Source organism: Paractinoplanes pyxinae, assembly GCF_026626335.1.
GTDB classification, from domain to species: domain Bacteria; phylum Actinomycetota; class Actinomycetes; order Mycobacteriales; family Micromonosporaceae; genus Actinoplanes; species Actinoplanes pyxinae.
The window spans coordinates 222146-244163 of the sequence record NZ_JAPNTZ010000005.1 but is presented as its reverse complement, the minus strand read 5'-3'; the positions used below and the strand labels follow the sequence as shown (position 1 = coordinate 244163).

The window sequence follows — 22018 nt, the reverse complement described above, 5'->3', positions numbered from 1 at the left end:
AACGAACGAATTCGATTGATGTAGGGATGGCTGCGAAGCGGGGTTCCCTCGCGGGCCCCCTTCCCTGAGCGTGTGACGCTGATGACGTGTCGGGGTGTGTAGTGGTCCCTGCACAACCCCAGATACCTGCTCAGCGGCTGGACGTTAGTGCTTTCGGGCAAGGGAGGCGGGGTTTCCGGGATCCGGAGTCACACATCCGCGCGATGTGTCACGGGTGGGATGCGGGGACGGTCGTCATGTCAAGAGTTGTTGCGAGGGGGAGACGCACGATGCTCAAGAACATGGGGACTACCGCGCCGGGCTGGCAGCTGGAGGTCACGGCGATGGCGGCGCCGGCCGGGGCGCGGGTGGCGGGGGAGATCGACATGGCGACGATGCCGATCTTCGACCTGGCGCTGGAGTTGCTGGCCGGATGCGCCGGTGATGTGGTGATCGATCTGTCGGGGGTCACGTTCATCGACATAGGCGGCGCGCGGGCGCTGGCTCACGCCACCACGCAGGTGCGCGACGCCGGGCGTCGCCTGTGGATGCGGGAGCCGTCGCCCGAGGTGCGGCACCTGATCGACATGCTGGGGTGGGCCTCGCTCTACGACTGGGAGCCGGGCATGAGCCTGGCCACCAGCGCGGCCGTCGTGCCGCTGCGGGCCGAGCGGAAGCCGGTGCCCGCCCACAGGTTGATGCCGTCGGCGTCGGCGGCCTGAGCGGCGGCGGCCCGGATCGGCGCCGTCAGGTGGTGCACGGCCGGGTAGCCGATCGGCGCCGAAGCGGAGTAGGTGTCGGTGAACCGGTTGCGCAGCGCCCGCGCCGGGTGGCCGGTGAAGGCGCGGGTGATCACGGTTGAAGTGCCGCGGCCGGACAGCATGAAGTCGCGCTGGGCGGGGCGGGTGCCGGCCTCGTCGGCCAGCAGGAACGCCGTGCCGCACTGCACGGCCACGGCGCCCGCGGCGAGCAGCTGGTCGACGTCCGCGGCCTCGGCGACACCACCGGCCGCGATCACCGGGAGGTCGCCCTTGACCGCGGCCAGAACTTCCAGCGCGGTCGTGTCGCCGGTGAACCCGGCCGGGCTCGTGGTCGCCGAGTGGCCGCCGGCCGAGCCGCCCTGCGCGATCAACCCGTCCGGCCTCACGGCGGCCGCTCGAGACGCCTCGGCGGCCGACGTCACGGTGATGAGCACGCGCGAGCCGGCCTGCTGCAGCGCCCGCACAACCTCAGCTGACGGAGCCCCGAAAGTGAAGCTGACCAGCGGAACACCGTACGAGATCGCCAATTCGACCTTGGCCGGGAAGTGGTCGTCGTCGTTCAGCCGTACGGCCGGCAACTCGACGCCGTACCGCTCGGCCTCGGGCCGCAGCAGCTCGCGATAGCGCTCCACCGCTCGCGCGTCTTTTAAGAGACCGGGAACGAAAATGTTCAGCCCGTACGCCCCGCCGACCGCCCGAATCTCGTCCTCCACAGCCTGCGGAGTCTTGTAACCGGCGGCCAGAAAGCCGGTCGCTCCGGCCCGAAGAGCCGCGTTGACCAGGGCCGGCGTCGACGGCTCACCGGCCATCGGCGCGACCACCACGGGCCGGATCAGGTCACGCACGACGCCCCAGCACGCCCTCGATCAGGTCGGTCAGGGGGCCGACCAGGTCGTCCTTGGTGGCCGAGGCGAGCGGCTCGAGCTTGGTCTTCGAGCGCAGCATGGCGATGCCGAGCGAGGCGGCGATGGTGACCTGGGCCCGCAGCAGCAGCTCGTCGTCGCCCTCCTGCCAGCCGGCCAGGACGGCCAGATTCTGCGCGTACGACCGCAGGATGCCGGCCCGGATCTCGTCCGCCCGCGCGTCGCCCGAGGAGCGCAGCAGCAGCACCAGCTGGCGCGGGAAGCCGTCGGAGTCGATGCCGGCCGCCTGCTCGGCGATCCTTTCCGGCACCTCGGCCAGCGTCGCCGACCCGGCCGCCCGGCGCATGTCGTCGACCGCGCTGGTCAGGCAGGCCTCGAACAGTCCCTCTTTCGACTGGAAGTAGCGGCTGATCAGCGCGACGTTCACCCCGGCGTCGTCGGCGATGTCCCGCACCGTCGTGGCCGCGTACCCGTCGCTGGCGAACCGGTGGCGGGCGGCGTCGAGCAGCAACTGGCGCGTGCGGGCCGCGTCCCGGCGGCGGGTGGGCGAAGGACTGGTCACCCGACCAGCGTACCGGCGTTTCGCGGGAAGTAAACGGCCGTTGACGCTCCGTCGAGGTGCATGATCAGGGCATGAGCGATGACGCCACGAAGATCCTGCTGTCCGAATCGGAGATGCCGACCAGCTGGTACAACATCGTGCCGGATCTGCCCAGCCCACCGCCGCCCGTGCTGCACCCCGGCACGCTGCAGCCGGTCGGACCGGACGACCTGGCGCCCCTGTTCCCGATGGCCCTCATCGAGCAAGAGGTCACCACCGAGCAGTACGTGACCATCCCGCCCGAGGTGCTCGAGATCTACCGGCTGTGGCGCCCGTCGCCGCTCTACCGCGCGCACCGGCTCGAGAAGGCGCTGGGCACGCCCGCCAAGATCTATTACAAGTACGAGGGTGTCTCGCCGGCCGGTTCGCACAAGCCCAACACCGCGGTGCCGCAGGCCTACTACAACGCCTCGGCCGGAATCCGCCGGCTCACCACCGAGACCGGCGCCGGCCAGTGGGGCACCGCCCTGGCCTTCGCGGCCGCCCAGTTCGGGATCGACTGCGAGATCTGGCAGGTCCGAGCCTCGTACGACCAGAAGCCGTACCGCAAACTCATGATCGAGACGTTCGGCGGCACCATCCACCCGTCGCCCTCCGAGCTGACCGAGGCCGGCCGCAAGGTGCTGGCCGGCGACCCGGACTCGCCCGGCTCCCTCGGCATCGCCATCAGCGAGGCGGTCGAGGTGGCCGCCCAGCACCCCGACACCAACTACGCGCTCGGCAGCGTGCTCAACCACGTCCTGCTGCACCAGACGGTCATCGGCGAGGAGGCGTTGCTGCAGCTGGCCAAGGTCGGCGCCGTGCCCGACGTGATCGTCGGCTGCACCGGCGGCGGCTCCAACTTCGCCGGGCTGGCGTTCCCGTTCCTGCGCGAGAAGATGGCCGGCCGGATGGCGCCGGTCGTGCGCGCGGTCGAGCCCGCCTCCTGCCCGTCGCTGACCAAGGGCGTCTACGCGTACGACTTCGGCGACACCGCCGGGATGACGCCCCTGATGAAGATGCACACGCTGGGCCACGACTTCATCCCCGACCCGATCCACGCCGGCGGCCTGCGCTACCACGGCATGGCCCCGCTGATCTCGCACGTCTACGAGCTCGGCCTGATCGAGGCGGTGGCCAAGACGCAGCGCGAATGCTTCGAGGCCGGGGTCACGTTCGCCCGCTCCGAGGGCATCATTCCCGCCCCGGAACCAACGCACGCGCTGGCCGCCTGCATCGAGGAGGCGTTGCGCTGCAAAGAGACCGGCGAGTCGAAGGTGATTCTGACGGCGCTCTGCGGGCACGGGCATCTCGACCTTCCCGCGTACGGGAAATTCCTGTCCGGTGAGCTGGCCGACCACGAGCTGTCCGGCGAGGCGGTGGCGGACGCCCAGACCCGGCTGCCCGCCGTGCCGGCCTAGGAGCGGGCGCGGATAGAGTCGATCGGTGTCCCAAGGTCCCCGGAGGCTGAGCGCGCACCGCATGGCCCTGGCGCTGGCCCTGGTCGCGGCGGGACCACCCCTGGTCATCCACAACGGCTGGCCGGGGCTGGTCGTGGCCGTCGCCGGTCTTCTCTATGCCGCCTGGCTGCTGCTGGGCAAGCGGCTCCCGCAGCGGCGTCCGGCGGAAAGGCCCAACGCGATGCTGTCGGCTTGTGCGCGCGCGTTCGGCCGGCTGGTGGCGGGGGACGGGTTCGAGCGTGACCGGTACGTGTTCCGGCGGCACAACGAGGCCGGGGACGCCCTGATCATCGACTTCGAGCCGCTCGGCGCGGACCGGTTCGCCGTGCGGGTGGGCTTCCTGCTCGCCCCGTACTGGCAATGGGAGAAACACTCGTACGGCTATCCGCCCGAGAAGCGGCCGGACATGTCGCACGTCAACTGGGTGCAGCAGGTGGACGCCGAGTGGGTGATCACCGACGATCCGGCGGCTGTGGCTTCGCAGGTGTACGAACGGCTGCCGGATCTGTCGTTGTGGCTCGACCGGGATCTGTTGTGGCGGGCGGCCGCGGGCACGCCGACCGAGCTCGGCGCCATCTCCGACCAGCTCAAGCTGTGGTTGCTGGTCGAGCGGGGCCAGTCCGAGGAGCTGCGCCAACTGCTGGACGACGACGAGACCGACCGCGAGATCTGGGACTTCGCCAAGCGTCAGGCGGAGTGATCTTTTTCCGAGCGCTCAGGCGGAGTGACGCCATACGACGGGAGAGTCCAGGACCACGCTCAGTTCCACCGGCTCGGTTCCGGCGATCTGACGCAGCACCAGTTCGGCGGCGTGCCGGCCGACCTCGCGGGCCGGCTGGTGCACTGTGGAAAGCGGCGGCTGCGTGCGCAGGGCCCACGAGCTGTCGTCGAAGCCGACCACGCCCACATCCTCGGGCACCCGTCGCCCCGCCTCGCGCAGCGCCTCGAGCGCGCCCGCGGCCACCGCGTCCGAGGCGGCGAACACCCCGTCCACGGCCGGCTCGCGGTCGAGCAGCGCCCGCATACCCTTCACGCCGTACGTGTAGTCGTAGAGCGGCACGTCGGCCACCAGCCCCGGATCGAACCGGTCGCCCAGCGCCTCCTTGAACCCGGTGAGCCGGTCCGCCCCCGAGTCCCGGTCCAGCGCCGCCGCGATCATGCCGATCCGCGTACGCCCGGTCTGCATCAACCGCCTCGTGATCTCCCGAGCCGAGCCGATGTTGTCGATTCCCACGTACGGCATATCGCGCGCAAGATCGGGCGGGTGCCCGACAAAGGTGGTCGGCAGCCCGATCTCCCCGATCAGCCGGATGATCGGATCGTGCGACCGGGCCGACACGATGATCGCCCCGTCGACGAACCCGCCGCTCAGATACCGCCCGACCCGCTGCATGTCCCGGTCGGAGTCGATGACCAGGCTGACCATCTGATGGTCGGCCAGCGACAACGCCGAGTTCGCGCCGAGCATGATGGCCCCGATGTTGGGGTCCTCCAGCAGCAGCGAGTGCGGTTCCAGGGCCAGGAACCCGACCGCCTGCGACCGCTGCCGGGCCAGCATGCTCGCCGCCCGGTTCGGCACATAGCCCACCTTGGCGATGGCGGCTTCGATTGCCGTACGGGCGTCGGCCGACACATAGCCGCCGTTGAGCACCCGGTTGACCGTGCCGCGCGAGACACCGGCCGCCGCCGCCACGTCATGCACGGTGGCGCGGCGCGCTCTCCTGGGCCCGGTCACGGCCAACACTGTACGGGCATCGGGCCTGCTGACGCCGCTCAGTGCCACCCCGCGCGGCGCATGATCGGCCGTCGCACCGGGTCGCCGGCGTCGCTCAGGGCCGTGCCGCGCAGCGCATGATCGGCTGCCGCTCCGGGGCAGCCGGCGTCGCTCGCCCGGCTCAGTGCCGCTCCAGGCCCCGCATGATCAGCTGCTGCATCGAGCCCATGCCGTAGTGGTCGGTGTCGCTCGAGATCGCGGACACCTCGCGCAGCACCGGCCCGACGTCGATCCCGAGTCCGCGGGCCCGCTCGCACGCTCCCCAGAGGGCCACCAACTGGTCCCGGGCGTCAACCCCCTGGTCCACGGCCGAGATCCGGAGCACCTCACGACGGAACTCGGCGGGAGTGGTCCAGTCGTGCGGCAACCCCACGTCGCCGGCGAAACGTGTGTGCCGGTGGAGGATCTCACGCACCTGGTGCCGCGTCTCTTCCGGCCCAGCCTCGTACGCGTCGAGCAGCGCCCCGAGAGCGGCGGTGGCCTCGGCCCGTACACCGGCCCGATCGATGCTCGGCGGCTCGGCCCGCAGCTTCTCCCAGACGCCGGGGTCGCTCAAGTCCAGCTCCGGATCCGGCAGCTCGCTCAGCGCCAGCTCGACGAAGGCCACCTCGTCGCGGATCTGCCCGATGTCCACGGCCGACAAGCTACCAACGCCGCGCCGGGCGACGCCGGTCCCGCGTTCTGCGAATTCGCTATTGACCCTCGGAGCAGGGCCGCCCTAGTGTGTGCCCGTTCACACAATCGTCATCGGCGGTTGCTTGTGGCGAAGTGTGTGCACGTGCACACACGATGAGGAGAATCGATGCTGCGGCTGGGGTGCGACTACAACTTCGAGCAGTGGTCGCCTGCCGTCTGGCGCGAGGACATGGCGCTCATGCGCGAGGCCGGCGTCGACCTCGTGGCCGTCAACGTGTTCGGCTGGTCGCAGATCGAGCCGCGGCCGGGGGAGTACGACTTCACGGCGCTGGACGAGATCGTCGGCCTGCTGCACGAGGCGGGCATCAGACTCAACCTGGGCACCGGCACGGCGAGCGCGCCGCCTTGGCTGACCCGCCGCCACCCCGAGATCCTGCCCGTGGCGGCCGACGGCACCACCCGCTTCCCGGGCGGACGCCAGGCCTGGTGCCCGAGCTCGCCGGTCTTCCGCGAGCACGCCCTGCGCCTGGTCGAGCAGGTCGCCCGGCGGTACGGGCAACACCCGGCGCTCGACCTCTGGCACGTGTCCAACGAGCTCGGCTGCCACAACGCCCACTGCTACTGCGAGGCGAGCGCGGCCGCCTTCCGGGTCTGGCTCGAGCGCCGGCACGGGACGGTCGAGGCGCTCAACAAGGCCTGGGGCACCGCCTTCTGGAGCCAGCGCTACTCGAGCTTCGACGACGTGCAACCCCCGCGCGCCGCCCTGTCGATGCGCAACCCCGCGCAGCTGCTCGACTTCCAGCGCTTCTCGTCCGACGCCCTGCTCGACTATTACCGCGCTGAGGCCGAGGTCATCCGCCGCCACTCGCCGGCCCCCATCACGACCAACTTCATGGTCACCGCGCACATCCGCACCCAGGACTACTGGTCGTGGGCGGCCGACATGGACGTCATCGCCAACGACCACTACCTGGACCACCGCCTGCCCGACCCGGCGGCCGAGCTGTCCTTCGCCGCCGACCTGACCCGCGGCCTGGCCGGTGGCCGCCCGTGGATGCTGATGGAAACCTCCACCGGCGCCGTCAACTGGCAGCCCTGCAACGTGGCGAAAGAGCCCGGCCAACTCGTACGCGATGCCCTCACCCACGTGGCCCGCGGCGCCGACGCCATCTGCTTCTTCCAGTGGCGCGCCTCGACCCAGGGCGCCGAGAAGTTCCACTCCGCGATAGTTCCGCACGCAGGAACAGACACCGCCGTCTGGCGCGAAGTGCTCGAGTTGTCGGCAACGCTCAAAAAACTGAGCGAAGTTGCCGGAACGACGGTCAACGCCGACACCGCGCTCATCTTCAGCTGGGAATCCTGGTGGGCCACCGACACCGAGGCCCGCCCGTCCCAGGATCTGCGCTACCTGGACCAGGTCCACGCCGCCTACAACGCCCTGCGCGACCTGGGCATCACCACCGACATCGTCCGCCCCGGCGCCGACCTCAGCCGCTACCGCTCAGTCGTGATCCCGTGCCTGCACATGGTTTCCGACCAGGAGGCCGCCACCATCACCGACTTCGTCGAGGCCGGCGGCCACGCAGTAATCACCTTTTACAGCGGCATAGTCGACCCCGACGACCGCGTACGCCTGGGCGGCTACCCCGGCGCCTTCCGAGAACTGCTGGGCGTGTCCAGCGAGGAGTTCGCCCCCTTACAACCCGGCGCAGTTGCACCGTTGGCCGACGGCACCCAAGCCACCCTATGGACCGAACGCCTACGCCTCACCACAGCCAAACCCGAACTGACCTACGCCAACGGCCACCCAGCCGTAACAAGCAACCTTTCCGGCGCTGGCCAGGCCTGGTACATCGCCACAGCCCTACCAACCCCCACCCTGCGCGACGTACTAAATCGCGCACTCAGCCCGAATCAAGCAACCCCAACCATCCAACCCGCCCACCAAACCGCCGCCACCACCCACCCAACGACGGCGATCGCTCAGCCCGACCCCGCAATCGCTTACTCGCCGACGCCAACCGCCCAGTCCGCGCACTCAGGGCGCGACCTCGCCCAGCCCGCGACGGCAGTCGCTCAGTCCGCTCACTCGCTGAGCGGGGTTGCCCGGTCGGACGCCGCGACCGCTCAGTCGGCGACGGCAGTCACTCAGCCTGCTCACTCGCTGAGCGGGGTTGCTCGGTCGGACGCCGCGACCGCTCAGTCGGCGACGGCAGTCACTCAGCCTGCTCACTCGCTGAGCGGGGTTGCTCGGTCGGACGCCGCGACCGCTCAGTCGGCGACGGCAGTCACTCAGCCCGCCCACTCGCCGAGCGGGGTCGCTCGGTCGGACGCCGCGACCGCTCAGTCGGCGACGGCAGTCGCTCAGCCCGCCCACTCGCCGAGCGACGTCGCTCAGTCGAATGCCGCAATCGCCAAGTCGGCGACGGCGGTCGCTCAGTCCGACGCCGCAAACGCTCACCCAGCGACGCCAATCGCTCAGTCGGTCGGCGCGATCGCTCACTCGCCGGCGTCGATCGATCAATCTGCCCGCTCAGCGAGCCACGTCGCTCAGTCGGACGCCGCAACCGCTCACTCGCTGGCGCCAATCGCTCAATCCGCCCGCCCAGCGAGCGACATCGCTCAGTCGAACGCTGCAATCGCGCAGTCGGCGACGGCAAACGCTCAGTCGACGAGCGAGATCGCTCACTCTGACGCTGCAAACGCTCACTCGGCGACGGCAAACGCTCAAGCGAGTGCCGCGGCCGTTCATCTCGGCGCCGGCGGCGCTCAGGTGGATGGCGAAACTGCTCGTTTGGCGTCGGCGGGCGTCGGATCACGTGACGAAGGTGCGCGTTTGGTGCACGAGGCTGCGCGTTTCGGGGCCGAGGTTGTTCGGCGCGGGCCATTCGTCTTCGTGATCAATCACGGGAGCAAAGACATCGAATATCCGGTCACCGGGCGGGAGCTGGTGACCGGACAGGCGGTCGCCGGGTCGGTCGTCGTGCCCGGGGGCGCGGTCCGGGTCGTCCGGGAGGAGGCGTGACCATGACACAGACAATGACCACCGTTGACGTGCCTGAGGGGACGGAAGCGCGCACCAAACGTGCAAGAGCTGTTCGTTACGGGCGGGCGGTGCCGTTCTTCGTCGTGCCGTTCGGGGTTCTGTTCCTGCTCTTCTATGTGCTGCCGATCGGGTACGCGATCGTGCAGTCGCTGTACACGGTTGAGCGGTCGGGGACGTTCGGGCCGGCTCGGGAAGTGTTCGGCGGGCTCGTGCAATACCAGCGGGTCTTCGAGAACGGGCCGTTCTGGAGTTCGATCGGGCGGGTGCTGCTCTTCGGCGTCGTGCAAGTGCCGGTGATGCTGGGGCTGGCGCTGCTGCTGGCTCTGCTGCTCGACTCGGGCCTGGTCAAGGGGCGCCGCTTCTTCCGGCTGGCCTTCTTCGTGCCGTACGCGATCCCGGGTGTCATCGCCGCGATCATGTGGGGCTTTCTCTACTCGCCCAACCTGTCGCCGCTCAAGCCGATCACCAGCGCGGTCGACTTCCTCTCGGCCGGCTTCGTGCTGTGGGCCATGGCCAACGTCGTGACCTGGGTCTACGTCGGCTACAACATGCTGATCATCTATTCCTCGCTGCTGGCCATCCCGGCCGAGGTGTACGAGGCGGCCCGGATCGACGGCGCCGGGCCGGTGCGGATCGCCTGGTCGATCAAGATTCCGCTGGTCATGCCCGCGATCGTGCTCACCACCGTCTTCTCGATCATCGGCACGCTGCAACTGCTGGCCGAGCCGCAGGTCTTCCGCAGCTTCAGCTCCGCCGTCTCCAGTACGTACACGCCCAACCTGACCGTCTATTCGACGTCGTCCATCCCGAACTTCAACCTGGCCGCGGCTTTCTCGGTCGTGCTGGCCCTGGCCACGTTCGTCCTGTCCTTCGCCTTCCTGAAATTCACCCAGCGAAGGGGTGTCCAGTGAGCGTCCCAGCGCCGATGAAGAACGAAAAGTGCACGCAGCGAATGAGCGTCCCAGCGTCGGCGAACAACGAAATGTGCACGCAGCGGAAGGGTGCCCGATGAGCGTCCTCGCGCCGGAGAAGCCGAAGAAAATCCAGGAAAGCCTTCTTTCCCGTACGGGCGCCATGCTCATCATGGCCGTCTGCACCGTCTACTTCCTGACGCCGATCTGGTGGCTCTTCGTCGGCGCCAGCAAGAGCTCTGATCAGTTCACCAGCACCAATCCCCTCTGGTTCGCGGACTTCAACCTGTTCGCCAACATCGGCGACCTGTTCGCGTACCGGGACGGCGTCTTCCTGCGCTGGATGCTCAACAGCGTTCTTTACACCGGCGGCGCCGCCCTGATCGGGACTCTGCTCGCCGCCATGTGCGGCTACGCGCTGGCCAAGTACCGGTTCCACGGCCGTGAGCTGATTTTCAACGTGGTGCTCAGCGGAGTGCTCGTGCCGGCCACCGCGCTCGCTCTGCCGCTGTTCCTGTTGTTCAGCAAGGTGGACGCGACCAACACGTTCTGGTCGGTTTTCCTGCCCAGCCTGGTCAACCCGTTCGGCGTCTATCTGGCCCGCATCTACGCCACCGCAAGTGTCCCGGACGACCTGCTCGAGGCGGCCCGCATCGACGGGTCGGGTGAGATCCGTACGTTCTTCAAGGTCTCGACCCGCCTGATGACGCCGGCCCTCATCACCATTTTCCTGTTCCATTTCGTCGCCGTCTGGAACAACTTCCTGCTGCCGCTGATCATGCTCGGCGACGAGCGCCTGTTCCCGGTGACGCTCGGCCTCTATTCGTGGAACACCCAGGTGAACCAGATTCCCGAATTGCGCGGCCTGGTCATCATCGGCGCCCTGCTCTCGATCACGCCCCTTGTGGTCGCGTTCCTCTTTCTCCAACGGTTCTGGCGCAACGGCCTCGGTGCCGGCGCCGTCAAGTGAAGGAATCAGCCATGCGGAAAAGACTCAGCGTCCTCCTGATATCAGCACTCGCATTGTCGGCCTGCGGCTCCGGAGGGGACGACACCGGCGACACCACCAGTGCCGCCTCGTGCGCGCCGTCGTCCGGCCCGGTCAATCTCACCTACACGACCTGGATTCCCGGGATCGAGAACGTTGTGAAGGTCTGGAACGACAAGAACCCGAACATCCAGGTGAAGGTGCAGACCGGCCCCAACGGCAACGGCGGCACTTACCAGAACTTCTTCAACCAGCTCAAGGCGGGAAACACCCCGGACCTGGGCCACATCGAGTACGACGCCCTGCCCAGTTTCCGCGTACAGGACGGGCTCTTCGACGTCGCCGGCTGTGACATCGTGGCCAAGGCGAAGGACCAGTTCATTCCGTGGACCTGGAACCAGGTCAGCTTCGGCGACGAGAAGTCGGCCTGGGGCATTCCGCAGGATTCGGGCCCGATGGCGCTGTTCTACCGGGCCGACCTGTTCGAGAAGAACAACATCGCCATTCCGAAGACCTGGGACGAGTACGCGGCGGCGGCCGAAAAGGTGAAGGCGGCCGGCGGCTACATCACCAATTTCTCGCAGAGCGACATCAACCAGTTCGCGGGCTTCACCTGGCAGGCCGGCGGCCGCTGGTTCGCCAACGACGGCCAGCAGTGGACGGTCAATCTGACCGACGACAAGACCAAGAAGGTCGCCGATTACTGGCAGGGGCTGCTCGACAAGAAGCTCGTGTCGACCGTGCCGCCGTGGACCACTGAATGGGACAACGCCTACAATTCCAGCTCGGCCTGGACCTGGGTGTCAGCCGTGTGGGGCGCCAACTCGATTATGAGCGGTGCTCCGAAGACGGCCGGCAAATGGCGGGTCGCGCCCATGCCGCAATGGAGTGCGGGCGAGGACATCGCCGGCAACTGGGGCGGCTCGGCCACCGCCGTTTTCAAGAACTCGAAGCACCCGTACGAGGCCGCGCAGTTCGCCCTGTGGCTGAACACCAGTGAGGAAGCCCTCGCGCTGCTCAACAAAGAGGCGCAGCTCTACCCGGCCACCACGGCCGGAACCAAGTATTCGTACCTGGGCAACCCGGTCGAGTTCTATGGTGACCAGAAGATCTACGAGGTCTTCGCCGAAGCCGCCACTAAGGTCACGCCCGACTTCACCTGGGGCCCGACGATGACTTCGACGTACGCCAATGCCTCGGACGGTTTCAAGGCGGCGGTGTCCGGCCAGGGCACCCTGACCGACGCCCTCGCGGCGACCCAGAAGTCGACGGTCGAGACCCTCAAGTCCCAGGCCATCCCGGTCAAGGAGTAACCAACGTTGTTGATCCACCTGCAGGCCGCGGGCACCAGTTTCGTCCTGGACGCCCGCGGCCCGCAGCCGCCCTCGGTCGTGCACTGGGGCGCCGCGCTCGGTGACCTCACCGACGACGACCTGGCTGCGCTTGTCTCGTCCGCCGTGCCGGCCGTGCCGCCGAGTTCGCTCGACACTCCGCCGCGACTGTCTCTGCTGCCGACGCTGGGCGACGGTTGGAGCGGCCGTCCCGCCATCGGCAAGCCCGTCAGCCTCTCCGACGTCTCGCGACCCTCGCCCGCGGAAGTAAGGATCACCTCCGGCGCGGCCGGGCTCGAGGTCGTTACCGAGATCGAGATGAGCCCGCAGGGCGTCCCTGCGCGTGCGGCACCGGCTGACCAACACCGGTGAGCAGGACTTTGACGTGAGCCCGCTCGGTGTCGTCCTGCCCGTCCCGGCGCAGGCCACCGAGCTGCTCGATTTTGCAGGGCTTTGGGCGTACGAACGGAAACCTCAACGTACGTCGATGCGGCAGGGCATCTGGAGCCGGGAGACCCGCCACGGCCGCCCCGGTCACGACGACCCGTTCCTGATGATGCTGGGCACGCCCGGGTTCTCGTTCCGTGCGGGCGAGGTGTGGGCCACGCACCTGGCCTGGAGCGGCGACAAGCAGTTGTGGGCGGAGCGCTCAACGCTCGGGCCGACCGTGCTGGGCGCGGGGGAGCTGCTTGCGCCGGGCGAGGTGCGGCTGGCCCCGGGCGAGTCCTACGAGACGCCGTGGACGGTCGCCGTCTGGTCGTCCGAGGGCATCGACGGACTGTCCGCGCGATTGCACGAATATGTTCGTTCGTTGCGCGCACCGCTCAAACCACGGCCGATGGTGCTCAACACCTGGGAGGCCGTCTACTTCGATCAGTCACTCGAGCGTCTGATGCCGCTCGTCTCGGCCGCGGCGTCGGCCGGAGTTGAGCGTTTCGTGCTCGATGATGGCTGGTTCCTCGGTCGTACGGACGATCGGCGTGCACTGGGCGACTGGACTGTCGACCCCACCCGGTGGCCGGACGGTTTGACGCCGCTGATCGAAGCTGTCCGTTCGCGCAGCATGGAGTTCGGGCTGTGGCTCGAACCCGAGGTGGTGTCGCCCGACTCGCAACTGGCCCGGGCCCACCCCGACTGGATTCTCGGCGGCCCGGACGCGCCCACCTGGCGGCATCAGCTCGTGCTCGACCTGTCGATTCCGGCGGCGTACGACTATGTGCTCAAGAGCATCGCGGCGCTGCTGACCGAGTACGACATCGCCTTCATCAAGTGGGACCACAACCGCGACCTGCTGCAGGAGGGCAAGACCCACGGCCAGACGACCGCGCTCTACCGGATGCTCGCCACGCTCAAGCAGCGCTTTCCCGAGGTCGAGATCGAGAGCTGCGCGTCCGGCGGCGCCCGCATCGACCTGGGCATCCTCGAGCACGTCGACCGGTTCTGGACGTCCGACACGAACGACGCCCTGGAACGGCAGCAGATCCAGCGCTTCACGAGCATCCTGATGCCGCCCGAGCTGCTGGGCTCGCACGTGGGCGCGCCGACGGCGCACATCACCGGCCGCCAGGGCGACCTCAGCTTCCGCCTGGCCACCTCGCTGTTCGGCCACGCCGGCATCGAATGGGACCTGACGACCGCCCCGCCGGACGACCAGACCCGGATCGCCGAGTGGGTCGCGGAGTACAAGAACCGACGCGCGTTGTTGCACGGCGGCACCATCGTGCGCTCGGACGGCGACGATCCTGTTCGTTTGGTGCACGGTGTTGTCGCTTCGGACAAACAAACGGCCATCTACGCGCTGGTGAACTTGCGCGCGCCCGAAGCGGCCATTCTCCACCGGTACGTTTTCCCGGCCTCGATCCCGCACGGAGTTACACGGTGCGCCCGCTCGTCCTCGGCGCCCCGCCCCGCACGCTCCAGGACGCCCCACCACCGTGGCTGGCCGCCGGCGAGGTGACGCTGCCCGGCCGCGTGCTGATGGAAGTGGGCTTGCCGGTCCCGCTCCTGACCCCCGAACAAGCGCAGCTCTTCACAGTCGACGCCGCACCCTGAACCAGCCAACGCGGCGCCTAGGGCGGCCGACGCGGCGCGGTGGATGAGCCGGGCCGTCGCGGTGGACGAGCCGGGGCGTCGCGGTAACTGAGCCTGGGTGGCGTGGTGGATGAGCGGGGGCGTCGCGGTAACCGATCCTGGGCGGCGTGGTGGATGAGCCTGGGTGGCGTGGTGGATGAGCGGGGGCGTCGTGGTAACCGATCCTGGGCGGCGTGGTGGATGAGCCTGGGTGGCGTGGTGGATGAGCGGGGGCGTCGTGGTAACCGATCCTGGGCGGCGTGGTGGATGAGCGATGGCATCGCGGTGGACGAGCGGGGGCGTCGCGGTAACCGATCCTGGGCGGCGTGGTGGATGAGCGATGGCATCGCGGTGGATGAGCGGGGGCGTCGCGGTAACCGATCCTGGGCGGCGTGGTGAATGAGCCGGGGCGGCGTGGTGAATGAGCCGGGGCGTCGCGGGTGGATGAGCTTGTGCGGCGCGGTGGACAGGCTGGGCGGCGCGGTAAGAGGGCCGGGGGCGGCGCGGGTAGAAGAGTCGAGGCGGCGTCGTAGCGGAATCGGCGTGGCACGGGAGTTCGGGAGACGTCATGGGGAGTCGACGCGGCAGCCCGAGAAGTGTCGGCGCCGAATATTAGAAAGTTTCGTATTTTCAGAAGAGGTGCGGAGCTCTAGGCTCCACGGCGTGCAGAAAGTGACAGTGCTTGGCGCCGGGGCGGCTGGGCTTGCGGTGGCGGCCCAGCTCAAGACGCGCGGCGTGGACAGCGTCGTGCTCGAGCGGGGGCCCGGCGTGGCTACCAGCTGGCGCGGCCGGTACGACCGGCTGCGTTTGCACACCACCCGCCGGCTGTCGGGCCTGCCCGGGATGCCGATTCCACGGTCGTACGGGCGGTGGGTGCGGCGCGACGACCTGGTGCACTACCTCGAGGCGTACGCGGGCAATTTCGGTCTTGACGTTCGGACCGGCACGACCGTGCAGCGCATCCTGCCGGCGGACGGCCGCTGGACGCTCAAGCTCGGCGACGGCGACGGCGACGGCGACGGCGACGGCGACGGCGACGGCGGCAGCGGCAGCGGCAGCGGCAGCAACGGCGCCAACGGCGGCAGCGACAGCAATGGCGGCGGCAGCAACGGCAGCGGCGGCGGCAGCGGCAGCAACGGCGGCGGCGAGCTCACGACGGACATCCTGATCGTTGCCACCGGCTATCTGCATACGCCGCTCGTGCCGCGATGGCCCGGGCTCGAGGACTGGACCGGCACGCTTGTGCACTCCTCGCAGTACCGCAACGCGGAACCGTTCAAAGACAAGCACATGCTGGTGGCCGGCGTCGGCAACAGCGGCGCTGAGATCGCGACCGACCTGGCCGAGGGCGGCGCGGCTTCCGTCACGATCGCGATCCGCACGCCGCCGCACATCGTTCGCCGCGAGGTCGGCGGCTGGCCGGCCCAGATGAACGGCGTGCTGCTCGGCCGCCTACCGGCTCGTGTCTTCGATCCGGTGGCGGCGACGATGGCCCGCCTCGAGGTTCCCGACCTTCGCCCGTACGGTATTCAGCGGCCCACCGTCGGCCTGATGACGCGCCACCGGACCTCCCGCTACGTCCCCCTGCAGGATGTGGGCATCGTCCGCGACGTCATGGCCCGACGCGTCCGCCCGGTGGCCGCCGTCCGGAGCTTCACCGCCACCTCCGTGCAGTTGGCCGACGGGTCGACCGTCGAGCCCGACGCCCTCATCGCCGCCACCGGCTACACCTCGGGCCTGCGCGAGCTGTTCCAAGATCCGTCCCTGCTCGACGAGACCGGTGTCCCACTCGTGCACGGCGGCCCGCCCGCACGCCCCGGCCTCTACTTCACCGGCTACGACGTCAACCTCGGCGGCATGCTGCGCCAGGCCGGGATCGAGGCCGTCCGCATCGCCCGTCGCCTAGCTTCCTGACCATTCGGGGCCGCGGGCCAGGCGAATGGGCCCGGTCGCGGTCGCCACGTCGACGTCGGCGCCGCGCTGGCGGACGGTGACTATGCCGTCCTTGGCGAGTTCGGCGGCCACCTCGCGGGCCGTGCCCATCAGGTCGCGCCACGAGTCGCCGCCGGCCACCCGGGCCGCGTCGCTGGGGCAGATGGTGGATTCCGGTTTGCGGTGCCGCAGCAGCGCGCGCATCGCCGCCGCCAGCCGCACCCGCTGCCCGTCCGGTGTCGGCTCCCACCATTTGTCGCCGCGTTCGCCCAGCGCCACCTTGGCGTCTTGCACCCGGGGCCGGGCCGTCGCGGGGTCGGTGCGGACCAGCCGGCGGGCCGCCATCAGCTCGTTCACCAGCTCTTGGCGCAACTTCTCGGGGATGGCCGGGTCGGTGGCCCGCCACCGCCGGCCGTTGACGACGAGGTAGCGGCCGTCCTCCGTCAAACTGCCTTCGTCACCCGAGCTCACCAGGCCATTATCCCTCTGATGGAGCAGTGATTGGGTCCGGCCACGGCGGGCAAAGAGGGGTGTCATGAGCACGGCTGACGACGACGTCCACCTCGACGCGGCGACGGACCCCCTGGTCCTCGCGCTCGACATCGGGTCCACCGCCACCCGCGGCGGCGTGCACGACGCGTCCGGCCGCCGCGTGCACGGCCTGCAGCACAAGGTGCCGCACGCGTTCACGGTCGCGCCCGACGGCACCTCGGTCATCGACCCCGACCAGGTGACCGCCGAGGTCGAGCAGGTGATCGACGCCGTGACCGGTGACCCGCGGCTGGGCACCCGGATCGCGGGCGTCGCCATGGACACCTTCGCCGCCTCCCTGATCGCGGTCGACGCGTCCGGGCGTGCGCTGACGCCGTGCCTGACGTACGCCGACTCGCGCTGCGCGGCCGAGGTGACCGCCCTGCGCGAGGAGCTCGACGAGCACGCGGTGCAGCAGCGCACCGGCACCCGCCTGCACACGAGCTACCACGCCCCGCGGCTGCGCTGGCTCGCTCCCACCCAGCCGCAGGCCACCGGCTGGTGGTCGCTGGGCGAGTACGTCTGGAACCGCCTGATCGGGCAGCCCCTGGCCGGCACGTCCACGGTCGCCTGGACCGGCCTGCTCGACCGCCGCACGGGCGAGTTCGACGCCGAACTGCTGACCGCCGCCGGCCTGAGCGCCGACCAGCTCTCGCCACCCCGCGACCTGTCCGAGCCCGTCCCGGCCGCTGATTCGCGGTGGCCGGCGCTGGCCCGGGCCGCCTGGTTCCCGATCATCACGGACGGCTTCGCCAGCAACATCGGCGCCGGGGCGACCGACGCCACCGTGCTCACCGCGGCCACAGCCACCAGCGGCGCCCTGCGGGTGCTGCTCGACGGCCCGGCCGATCCCTTGCCGTTCGGCCTGTGGAACTACCGGGTCGACGGCGGCCGCACGCTGCTCGGCGGGGCCATCAACGACGTCGGCCGGGCCGTCAGCTGGGCCCAGAGCACGCTCCGGCTCAGCCCGGCCCTGGCCGATGTGCTCTCCGCGCCACCGAGCGCCGCCACACCCCTGGTGCTGCCGTACCTGACTGGGGAACGCGCGCCGGGCTGGATCGGCGGGGCGCGCGCCACCCTGACCGGCGTGTCGGCGGCCACCGACGCCGACACCATGTTCCGCGGGATCGTCGAGGGCGTGGCCATGACGTACGCGCGGGTGGCCGACGAGCTGCACCCGGCCGCCCCGCAGGTGGTGGAGGTCGCGGCGTCGGGCCGGGTCAGCAACGACCAGCCCGAGTGGCTGCAGGTCCTCGCCGACGTGCTGGGCCGCCCGGTCACCCACGTGACTCGGCACCGGGCGACCCAGCGGGGCACAGCCCTGCTGGCGCTCGACGTGCTGGCTCCGGATGCACCCCGCGCACCCCGCGCCACCGGAACGACGTACGAGGCACGGCCCGAACACGTCGAGCACTACGCGGAACGCCGAGCCCGGTTCGCCGAGGTCTACGACACCCTCGTCCGCGCCTAGGAAACGGTGTAGCCGCGGAGGGTCGTGCCGTCGGAGGTGTAGAGCCAGCCGCCGACGACCACCGGGGTCTGCCTGATGCCGGTGAACGTGGCCACGGCCCGGCCGGTCCGGGCGTCGAGGACGGCGGTCGGCTTCTTCTCGAGCGTCAGATAGAGCAACCCACCGGCGCGCACGGGCTGGCCGCCGCGAGCCGCCGTCGGGGTCACGCGCACGAGTCGGCCGCTTATTGCGTCGTACGTCTCGACAGTCTCGTGATAGGGCAGGAACACATGGCGGCCGTCGTCGGCGAGGGCGCCGTCGTGCCTCGTGCTCCACCGCACCCGGCCCGTGGCCGCGTCGACCGACGTGACACCGTCCCCGTCGGTGCTGACCAGGAACCGGGAGCCGTCCGGCGAGGCGGCGAGCGACGCCCACGGCTGGGCCTTGGCCCACACCAGCTTGCCGGTCGTGCTCGACACCGTACGGGTCGTCTTGTTGTCCGAGCTGCGCAGCAGCACCCGTCCGCCGGCCGCGACACCCCGGTCGAGGCGGTAGCCGGTGACCCGCCACAGCTGGGCGCCGTCGCTGACCCGGTAGCCGGTGGTGGTGTCCGGCTCGTCGCCGAAGCCGCCCCAGTTGCCGACCACGGCCACCCCGCGGTCGATCACCATGATGTTGGTGAACTGGTTCATCGTGACCCGCCAGCGCTGGGCGCCGGTCGAGGTGTCAAGGGCGGTCAAGTACGCGGCCTTGCCCCGGCCGGGGGTAGGGTCGCACGGGTTGGTCAGCGCGATGGCCCGGTCGCCGTCCAGCGCCAGCTGCCCGAAGTGCTCGTGCGGCACGCGGAAATCCCAGTGCCACAGCCGTTTGCCGGTGGCCGGGGCGAACGCGGTGACGCCGCCCGGGTCGGTCGTGATCAGCCGGCCGCCGGAGGCCAGGGGCGCGCTCTGGAACGTGCAGGTGCCGGGCTTGGCCGGCGTGGTGACCGCCCAGCGTGGCCTGAGCCGGCCCACGCTGGACGCGTTGATCACCGACTCGTCGGGGTTGTAGAAGTTGTGTCCCGGCCCGTAACCCTCCTGGGCCCAGGTCGGCGTCGCCGCGGGCGCGGGGACGGGCAAGGCCAGCAATGCGGCCAGAAGAAGCTTCACGCCAAGATCAACGTACGGCGCGATCCCCGGCTACGGGTCGGCGGGCTCTTTGCTGGTCCGGCAAACAAGCTTGCGGTTACGGCAGAGATGCGTAGCTTGGCGGGGATGGCGGAGATCGAGATCTCGGACGTCGTCCGGCGGCGGGTGCGCGAGGCGGGGCGGGCCCGCGGGTGGAGTCTGGACGCGCTGGCGGCACGCTGTCACATCAGTGCCTCGACATTGAGCCGGATCGAGACGGGGCGTACGCGGATGGACCTCGACCAATTGGCCCGGCTGGCCCGAGCCTTGGACGTTCCGGCTACGCGGCTGGTGCAGTTCGATGCCGCGCCCCTCCGGCCGATGCCCCGGCAGGAGGCGGGCCTGACCACCTGGCTGCTCTCGAACGACGGCGGCCGGCGGGTGTCGAAGATGCGGATCACCGGCGAGCGGCTCGGGAGTCCGGCCGTGCATCGGGGGCAGGAAAGACTCACGGTTGTCAGCGGGGTGGCGGTGCTGCGGCTGGGGGAGCAGCGGATCGAGCTCGGGCCGGGCGAGGTGGCCCGGTTCGCCACGTCGACGCCGCACTTCGTAAGCGCCCTCGGGGACGCGGTGGACCTCATCTCGGTCCATGACGGTGAACCTTGCAGTTCTGGCAAGGCCTGATGCCGTACGCGCAAAACGCAGTTAGCTTTTCGGGCATGTCTCAGTCACCACGGCAGCTACGCGCGATCCTGATCGCCGTCTGCGTCGCCCTCATGGCGGTCGGCGTCTGGACCGGCGTGGCGGGCGGGGGCGGTCTGCTCGGCATGTACCTGTCGGCGCTGCTGGTCGACGTGGCCAGCTGGCGCTGGCTCTTCGCGCTTCCGGTTGCGCTGGTCGTGGTGGCCGGCATTTTGGCCGTACGGTCGGTCCCGAACTCGCGCGAGGGGCAGGGGTTCGACGTCGTCGGGTCGCTGACCTCGGCCGTGGCCGCCGTTTCGTTGATCTACGCGCTGCACGAGGGGCTTGACCGCGGTCGGCCGTTCGCGGTGGTGGGCGTGCTCAGTGCCGCCGCCTTCGTGTGGTGGGAGCTGCGCCATCCCGCACCCCTGCTCGACGTCCGCCTGTTCCGTGACCGGCGGCTGGCCGGCGGTTCCGTGGCGCTGCTGGTCGTCTTCGGTGTGCAGGCCGGCATCTTCGTGGTGCTGTTCCCGTACTTCCAGGCGGTTCTCGGCTGGTCGGGGCTGCGCTCCACGCTGGCTCTGATGCCGATGGCGCTGCTCATGATGGCCGGTTCCGGCCTCACGCCGCGCCTGCGGTCGCGTGCCACGATGCCCGCCGGCATCGCCCTGAGCGGCGCCGGTCTGGCCCTCCTGGCGGTTCTGGTCTCGGTCGACGGCGGCTATCTCTCGGTGCTGCCCGGCATGCTGGCCATGGGGCTCGGCATGGGCCTGGCCATGACCCCGGCCACCGAGGCCATCACGGCCGCCCTGCCCACCGAGCGGCAGGGTGTCGCCTCGGCCCTCAACGACGTGACCCGGGAACTGGGCACCGCGCTGGGCGTCGCTCTGCTGGGCGCGATCGTGTCCGCCGGCTACCGGTCCGCCATCGACTCCCGGCTCGACGGGGTCGCGGCGGGCACGGCCGAGGCCGCCCGCGCCGGCATCGCCAACGCCCTGGCCGCCGCACCCGGGAACCAGTCTCTGGTGCGGGCGGCTCAGGAGTCGTTCGTCGACGGCTGGCAGCGGGCTATGTGGGCCGGAGTCGCCGTCATGGCCGTCTTGTTCGTCTTCGTTCTGGCCCAGGGGCCCCGGCGGGTCTCTCGGCCGAGGGTGCGCTCCAGTTCGGACTGAAAGCGCTCGAGCTCCCACTCGACAGCGCCCAGGCGCTGGACGTGCGGGGTCATCATCTGGCAGTCGACCAGGTCGAAGTCCCAGGCCTCGAGCTGGTCGAGCAGGGTGAGCAGCGCGACCTTGGACGCCTCGGACTCGAGCCGGAACATCGACTCGCCGAAGAACGCCGCGCCCAGCGACACCCCGTACAGGCCGCCGACCAGCCGGTCGCCGTTCCAGGCCTCGACCGAGTGGGCGAAACCCAGCTCGTGCAGCCGGATGTAGCCGTCGATCATCGCCTCGGTGATCCAGGTGCCGCCGTCGTCGCGGGGCACGGTGGCGCAGGCCCGGATCACCTCGGCGAAGGCGCGGTCGTAGGTCATGGTGAACGGGTTGCGGCGCATGGTCTTGCGGGCGCTGCGGCTCACCGAGATGCGGCCGGGGATCAGGACCGTACGCGGGCTGGGACAGAACCACGGCAGCAGCGGCGTGTGCCGGCTGGGCCAGGGGAAAATCCCGTTCGCGTACGCCACCAGCAACCGCTCGGGGCTGAGATCGCCGCCGACGGCGAGCAGGCCGTCATCGTTCGCCTTCTCGACCGGCGGGAACCCGAGGGCCTGGCGCGCCCGGCGCAGCTCGAGCCCGATCACACCGGGAGCGTACTACCGCACCGGCCGGCGTCCGTCCGGGCACACTGCGGTTCGCGAAAATGTCTGTACCTGTTTCATTCTGTTGACATCACACATGTGAATGCCTGAATGTGATCGC

20 protein-coding genes and 1 pseudogene are annotated in these 22018 nt (G+C 69.8%); 14 read left to right on the top strand and 7 right to left on the bottom strand.

The features are described 5' to 3' along the window. Positions 1-269: 269 nt before the first annotated feature. A complete protein-coding gene (locus tag OWR29_RS15460; RefSeq protein WP_267563514.1) occupies positions 270-701 on the top strand; it encodes an STAS domain-containing protein in 432 nt (143 codons plus the stop codon). Here OWR29_RS15460 and OWR29_RS15455 read toward each other — a convergent pair. Further along, positions 587-1585: a nitronate monooxygenase gene (locus tag OWR29_RS15455; RefSeq protein WP_267563513.1), complete on the bottom strand. Its 999-nt coding sequence runs from the start codon at positions 1583-1585 to the stop codon at positions 587-589. The genes OWR29_RS15460 and OWR29_RS15455 overlap by 115 nt on opposite strands. Beyond that, a complete protein-coding gene (locus OWR29_RS15450) occupies positions 1578-2165 on the bottom strand; it encodes a TetR family transcriptional regulator (RefSeq protein WP_267563512.1) in 588 nt (195 codons plus the stop codon). The genes OWR29_RS15455 and OWR29_RS15450 overlap by 8 nt, the downstream gene beginning before the upstream one ends. A 71-nt stretch (positions 2166-2236) precedes the next feature. On the opposite strand from OWR29_RS15450, the gene OWR29_RS15445 reads away from it, so the two are divergent. After that, positions 2237-3604, top strand: a complete 1368-nt coding sequence (locus OWR29_RS15445) for a TrpB-like pyridoxal phosphate-dependent enzyme (protein WP_267563511.1) — start codon at positions 2237-2239, stop codon at positions 3602-3604. Positions 3605-3629: 25 nt separating this feature from the next. After that, positions 3630-4343, top strand: coding sequence for a hypothetical protein (locus OWR29_RS15440; RefSeq protein ID WP_267563510.1), 714 nt, complete (start codon positions 3630-3632; stop codon positions 4341-4343). 15 nt (positions 4344-4358) lie between these two features. Here OWR29_RS15440 and OWR29_RS15435 read toward each other — a convergent pair whose 3' ends face one another. Both OWR29_RS15435 and OWR29_RS15430 read right to left on the bottom strand, forming a co-directional pair. After that, positions 4359-5378, bottom strand: a complete 1020-nt coding sequence (locus OWR29_RS15435) for a LacI family DNA-binding transcriptional regulator (RefSeq protein ID WP_267563509.1) — start codon at positions 5376-5378, stop codon at positions 4359-4361. A gap of 160 nt (positions 5379-5538) precedes the next feature. Then, positions 5539-6051: a class-II aminoacyl-tRNA synthetase family protein gene (locus OWR29_RS15430; RefSeq protein ID WP_267563508.1), complete on the bottom strand. Its 513-nt coding sequence runs from the start codon at positions 6049-6051 to the stop codon at positions 5539-5541. A gap of 168 nt (positions 6052-6219) precedes the next feature. Here OWR29_RS15430 and OWR29_RS15425 point away from each other — a divergent pair, with 168 nt between their 5' ends. The 8 genes from OWR29_RS15425 to OWR29_RS15390 all read left to right on the top strand — a co-directional run bounded on the left by OWR29_RS15425 (position 6220) and on the right by OWR29_RS15390 (position 16313). Further along, entirely contained in the window at positions 6220-9078 is a 2859-nt protein-coding gene (locus tag OWR29_RS15425) for a beta-galactosidase (protein ID WP_267563507.1), read from the top strand. Positions 9079-9080: 2 nt separating this feature from the next. Beyond that, positions 9081-10010: a carbohydrate ABC transporter permease gene (locus OWR29_RS15420; RefSeq protein ID WP_267563506.1), complete on the top strand. Its 930-nt coding sequence runs from the start codon at positions 9081-9083 to the stop codon at positions 10008-10010. Between the two features lie 97 nt (positions 10011-10107). Continuing rightward, positions 10108-10980 carry a carbohydrate ABC transporter permease gene (locus OWR29_RS15415; RefSeq protein WP_267563505.1) on the top strand — a complete coding sequence of 291 codons (873 nt, stop codon included), beginning with the start codon at positions 10108-10110 and terminating at the stop codon, positions 10978-10980. An 11-nt stretch (positions 10981-10991) separates the two neighbouring features. After that, positions 10992-12311: an ABC transporter substrate-binding protein gene (locus OWR29_RS15410; protein ID WP_267563504.1), complete on the top strand. Its 1320-nt coding sequence runs from the start codon at positions 10992-10994 to the stop codon at positions 12309-12311. Between the two features lie 6 nt (positions 12312-12317). Beyond that, positions 12318-12701 (top strand): hypothetical protein, encoded by a 384-nt coding sequence (locus tag OWR29_RS15405; protein ID WP_267563503.1) that lies wholly within the window; start codon positions 12318-12320, stop codon positions 12699-12701. Between the two features lie 13 nt (positions 12702-12714). Beyond that, positions 12715-14286, top strand: coding sequence for an alpha-galactosidase (locus OWR29_RS15400; protein ID WP_267563502.1), 1572 nt, complete (start codon positions 12715-12717; stop codon positions 14284-14286). Further along, positions 14208-14381: a hypothetical protein gene (locus tag OWR29_RS15395; protein WP_267563501.1), complete on the top strand. Its 174-nt coding sequence runs from the start codon at positions 14208-14210 to the stop codon at positions 14379-14381. The genes OWR29_RS15400 and OWR29_RS15395 overlap by 79 nt, the downstream gene beginning before the upstream one ends. A 681-nt stretch (positions 14382-15062) precedes the next feature. Beyond that, positions 15063-16313, top strand: a complete 1251-nt coding sequence (locus tag OWR29_RS15390) for a flavin-containing monooxygenase (RefSeq protein ID WP_267563500.1) — start codon at positions 15063-15065, stop codon at positions 16311-16313. On the opposite strand, the gene OWR29_RS15385 is transcribed toward OWR29_RS15390, so the two are convergent. Beyond that, positions 16302-16802, bottom strand: a complete 501-nt coding sequence (locus OWR29_RS15385; protein WP_267563499.1) for a DUF3253 domain-containing protein — start codon at positions 16800-16802, stop codon at positions 16302-16304. The two genes, OWR29_RS15390 and OWR29_RS15385, sit on opposite strands and share 12 nt — an antisense overlap. 64 nt (positions 16803-16866) lie before the next feature. Between OWR29_RS15385 and OWR29_RS15380 the strand changes: the two genes are divergently transcribed. Continuing rightward, positions 16867-18333, top strand: a complete 1467-nt coding sequence (locus tag OWR29_RS15380; RefSeq protein WP_267563498.1) for a gluconokinase — start codon at positions 16867-16869, stop codon at positions 18331-18333. On the opposite strand, the gene OWR29_RS15375 is transcribed toward OWR29_RS15380, so the two are convergent. Further along, positions 18330-19460 carry an outer membrane protein assembly factor BamB family protein gene (locus tag OWR29_RS15375; RefSeq protein WP_267563497.1) on the bottom strand — a complete coding sequence of 377 codons (1131 nt, stop codon included), beginning with the start codon at positions 19458-19460 and terminating at the stop codon, positions 18330-18332. The genes OWR29_RS15380 and OWR29_RS15375 overlap by 4 nt on opposite strands. 105 nt (positions 19461-19565) lie before the next feature. Between OWR29_RS15375 and OWR29_RS15370 the strand changes: the two genes are divergently transcribed. Together OWR29_RS15370 and OWR29_RS15365 are read left to right on the top strand one after the other, a co-directional pair. Further along, on the top strand, positions 19566-20102 hold the full coding sequence (locus OWR29_RS15370) for a helix-turn-helix domain-containing protein (RefSeq protein WP_267563496.1): 537 nt from the start codon (positions 19566-19568) through the stop codon (positions 20100-20102). A 35-nt stretch (positions 20103-20137) separates the two neighbouring features. After that, on the top strand, positions 20138-21271 hold the full coding sequence (locus OWR29_RS15365) for an MFS transporter (RefSeq protein ID WP_267563495.1): 1134 nt from the start codon (positions 20138-20140) through the stop codon (positions 21269-21271). A gap of 32 nt (positions 21272-21303) precedes the next feature. On the opposite strand, the pseudogene aat reads toward OWR29_RS15365, so the two are convergent. Next, a pseudogene (gene aat / locus OWR29_RS15360) lies at positions 21304-21900 on the bottom strand (leucyl/phenylalanyl-tRNA--protein transferase); the annotation flags it as partial. Between the last annotated feature and the right edge of the window lie 118 nt (positions 21901-22018).

Excerpts from the sequence above, each read along its gene's own strand:
- OWR29_RS15370 (WP_267563496.1), top strand. The coding sequence starts at position 19,566 with ATGGCGGAGATCGAGATCTCGGACGTCGTCCGGCGGCGGGTGCGCGAG.
- OWR29_RS15425 (WP_267563507.1), top strand. The coding sequence starts at position 6,220 with ATGCTGCGGCTGGGGTGCGACTACAACTTCGAGCAGTGGTCGCCTGCC.
- OWR29_RS15410 (WP_267563504.1), top strand. The coding sequence starts at position 10,992 with ATGCGGAAAAGACTCAGCGTCCTCCTGATATCAGCACTCGCATTGTCG.
- OWR29_RS15365 (WP_267563495.1), top strand. The coding sequence starts at position 20,138 with ATGTCTCAGTCACCACGGCAGCTACGCGCGATCCTGATCGCCGTCTGC.
- OWR29_RS15415 (WP_267563505.1), top strand. The coding sequence starts at position 10,108 with ATGAGCGTCCTCGCGCCGGAGAAGCCGAAGAAAATCCAGGAAAGCCTT.
- OWR29_RS15380 (WP_267563498.1), top strand. The coding sequence starts at position 16,867 with ATGAGCACGGCTGACGACGACGTCCACCTCGACGCGGCGACGGACCCC.
- OWR29_RS15460 (WP_267563514.1), top strand. The coding sequence starts at position 270 with ATGCTCAAGAACATGGGGACTACCGCGCCGGGCTGGCAGCTGGAGGTC.
- OWR29_RS15445 (WP_267563511.1), top strand. The coding sequence starts at position 2,237 with ATGAGCGATGACGCCACGAAGATCCTGCTGTCCGAATCGGAGATGCCG.
- OWR29_RS15420 (WP_267563506.1), top strand. The coding sequence starts at position 9,081 with ATGACACAGACAATGACCACCGTTGACGTGCCTGAGGGGACGGAAGCG.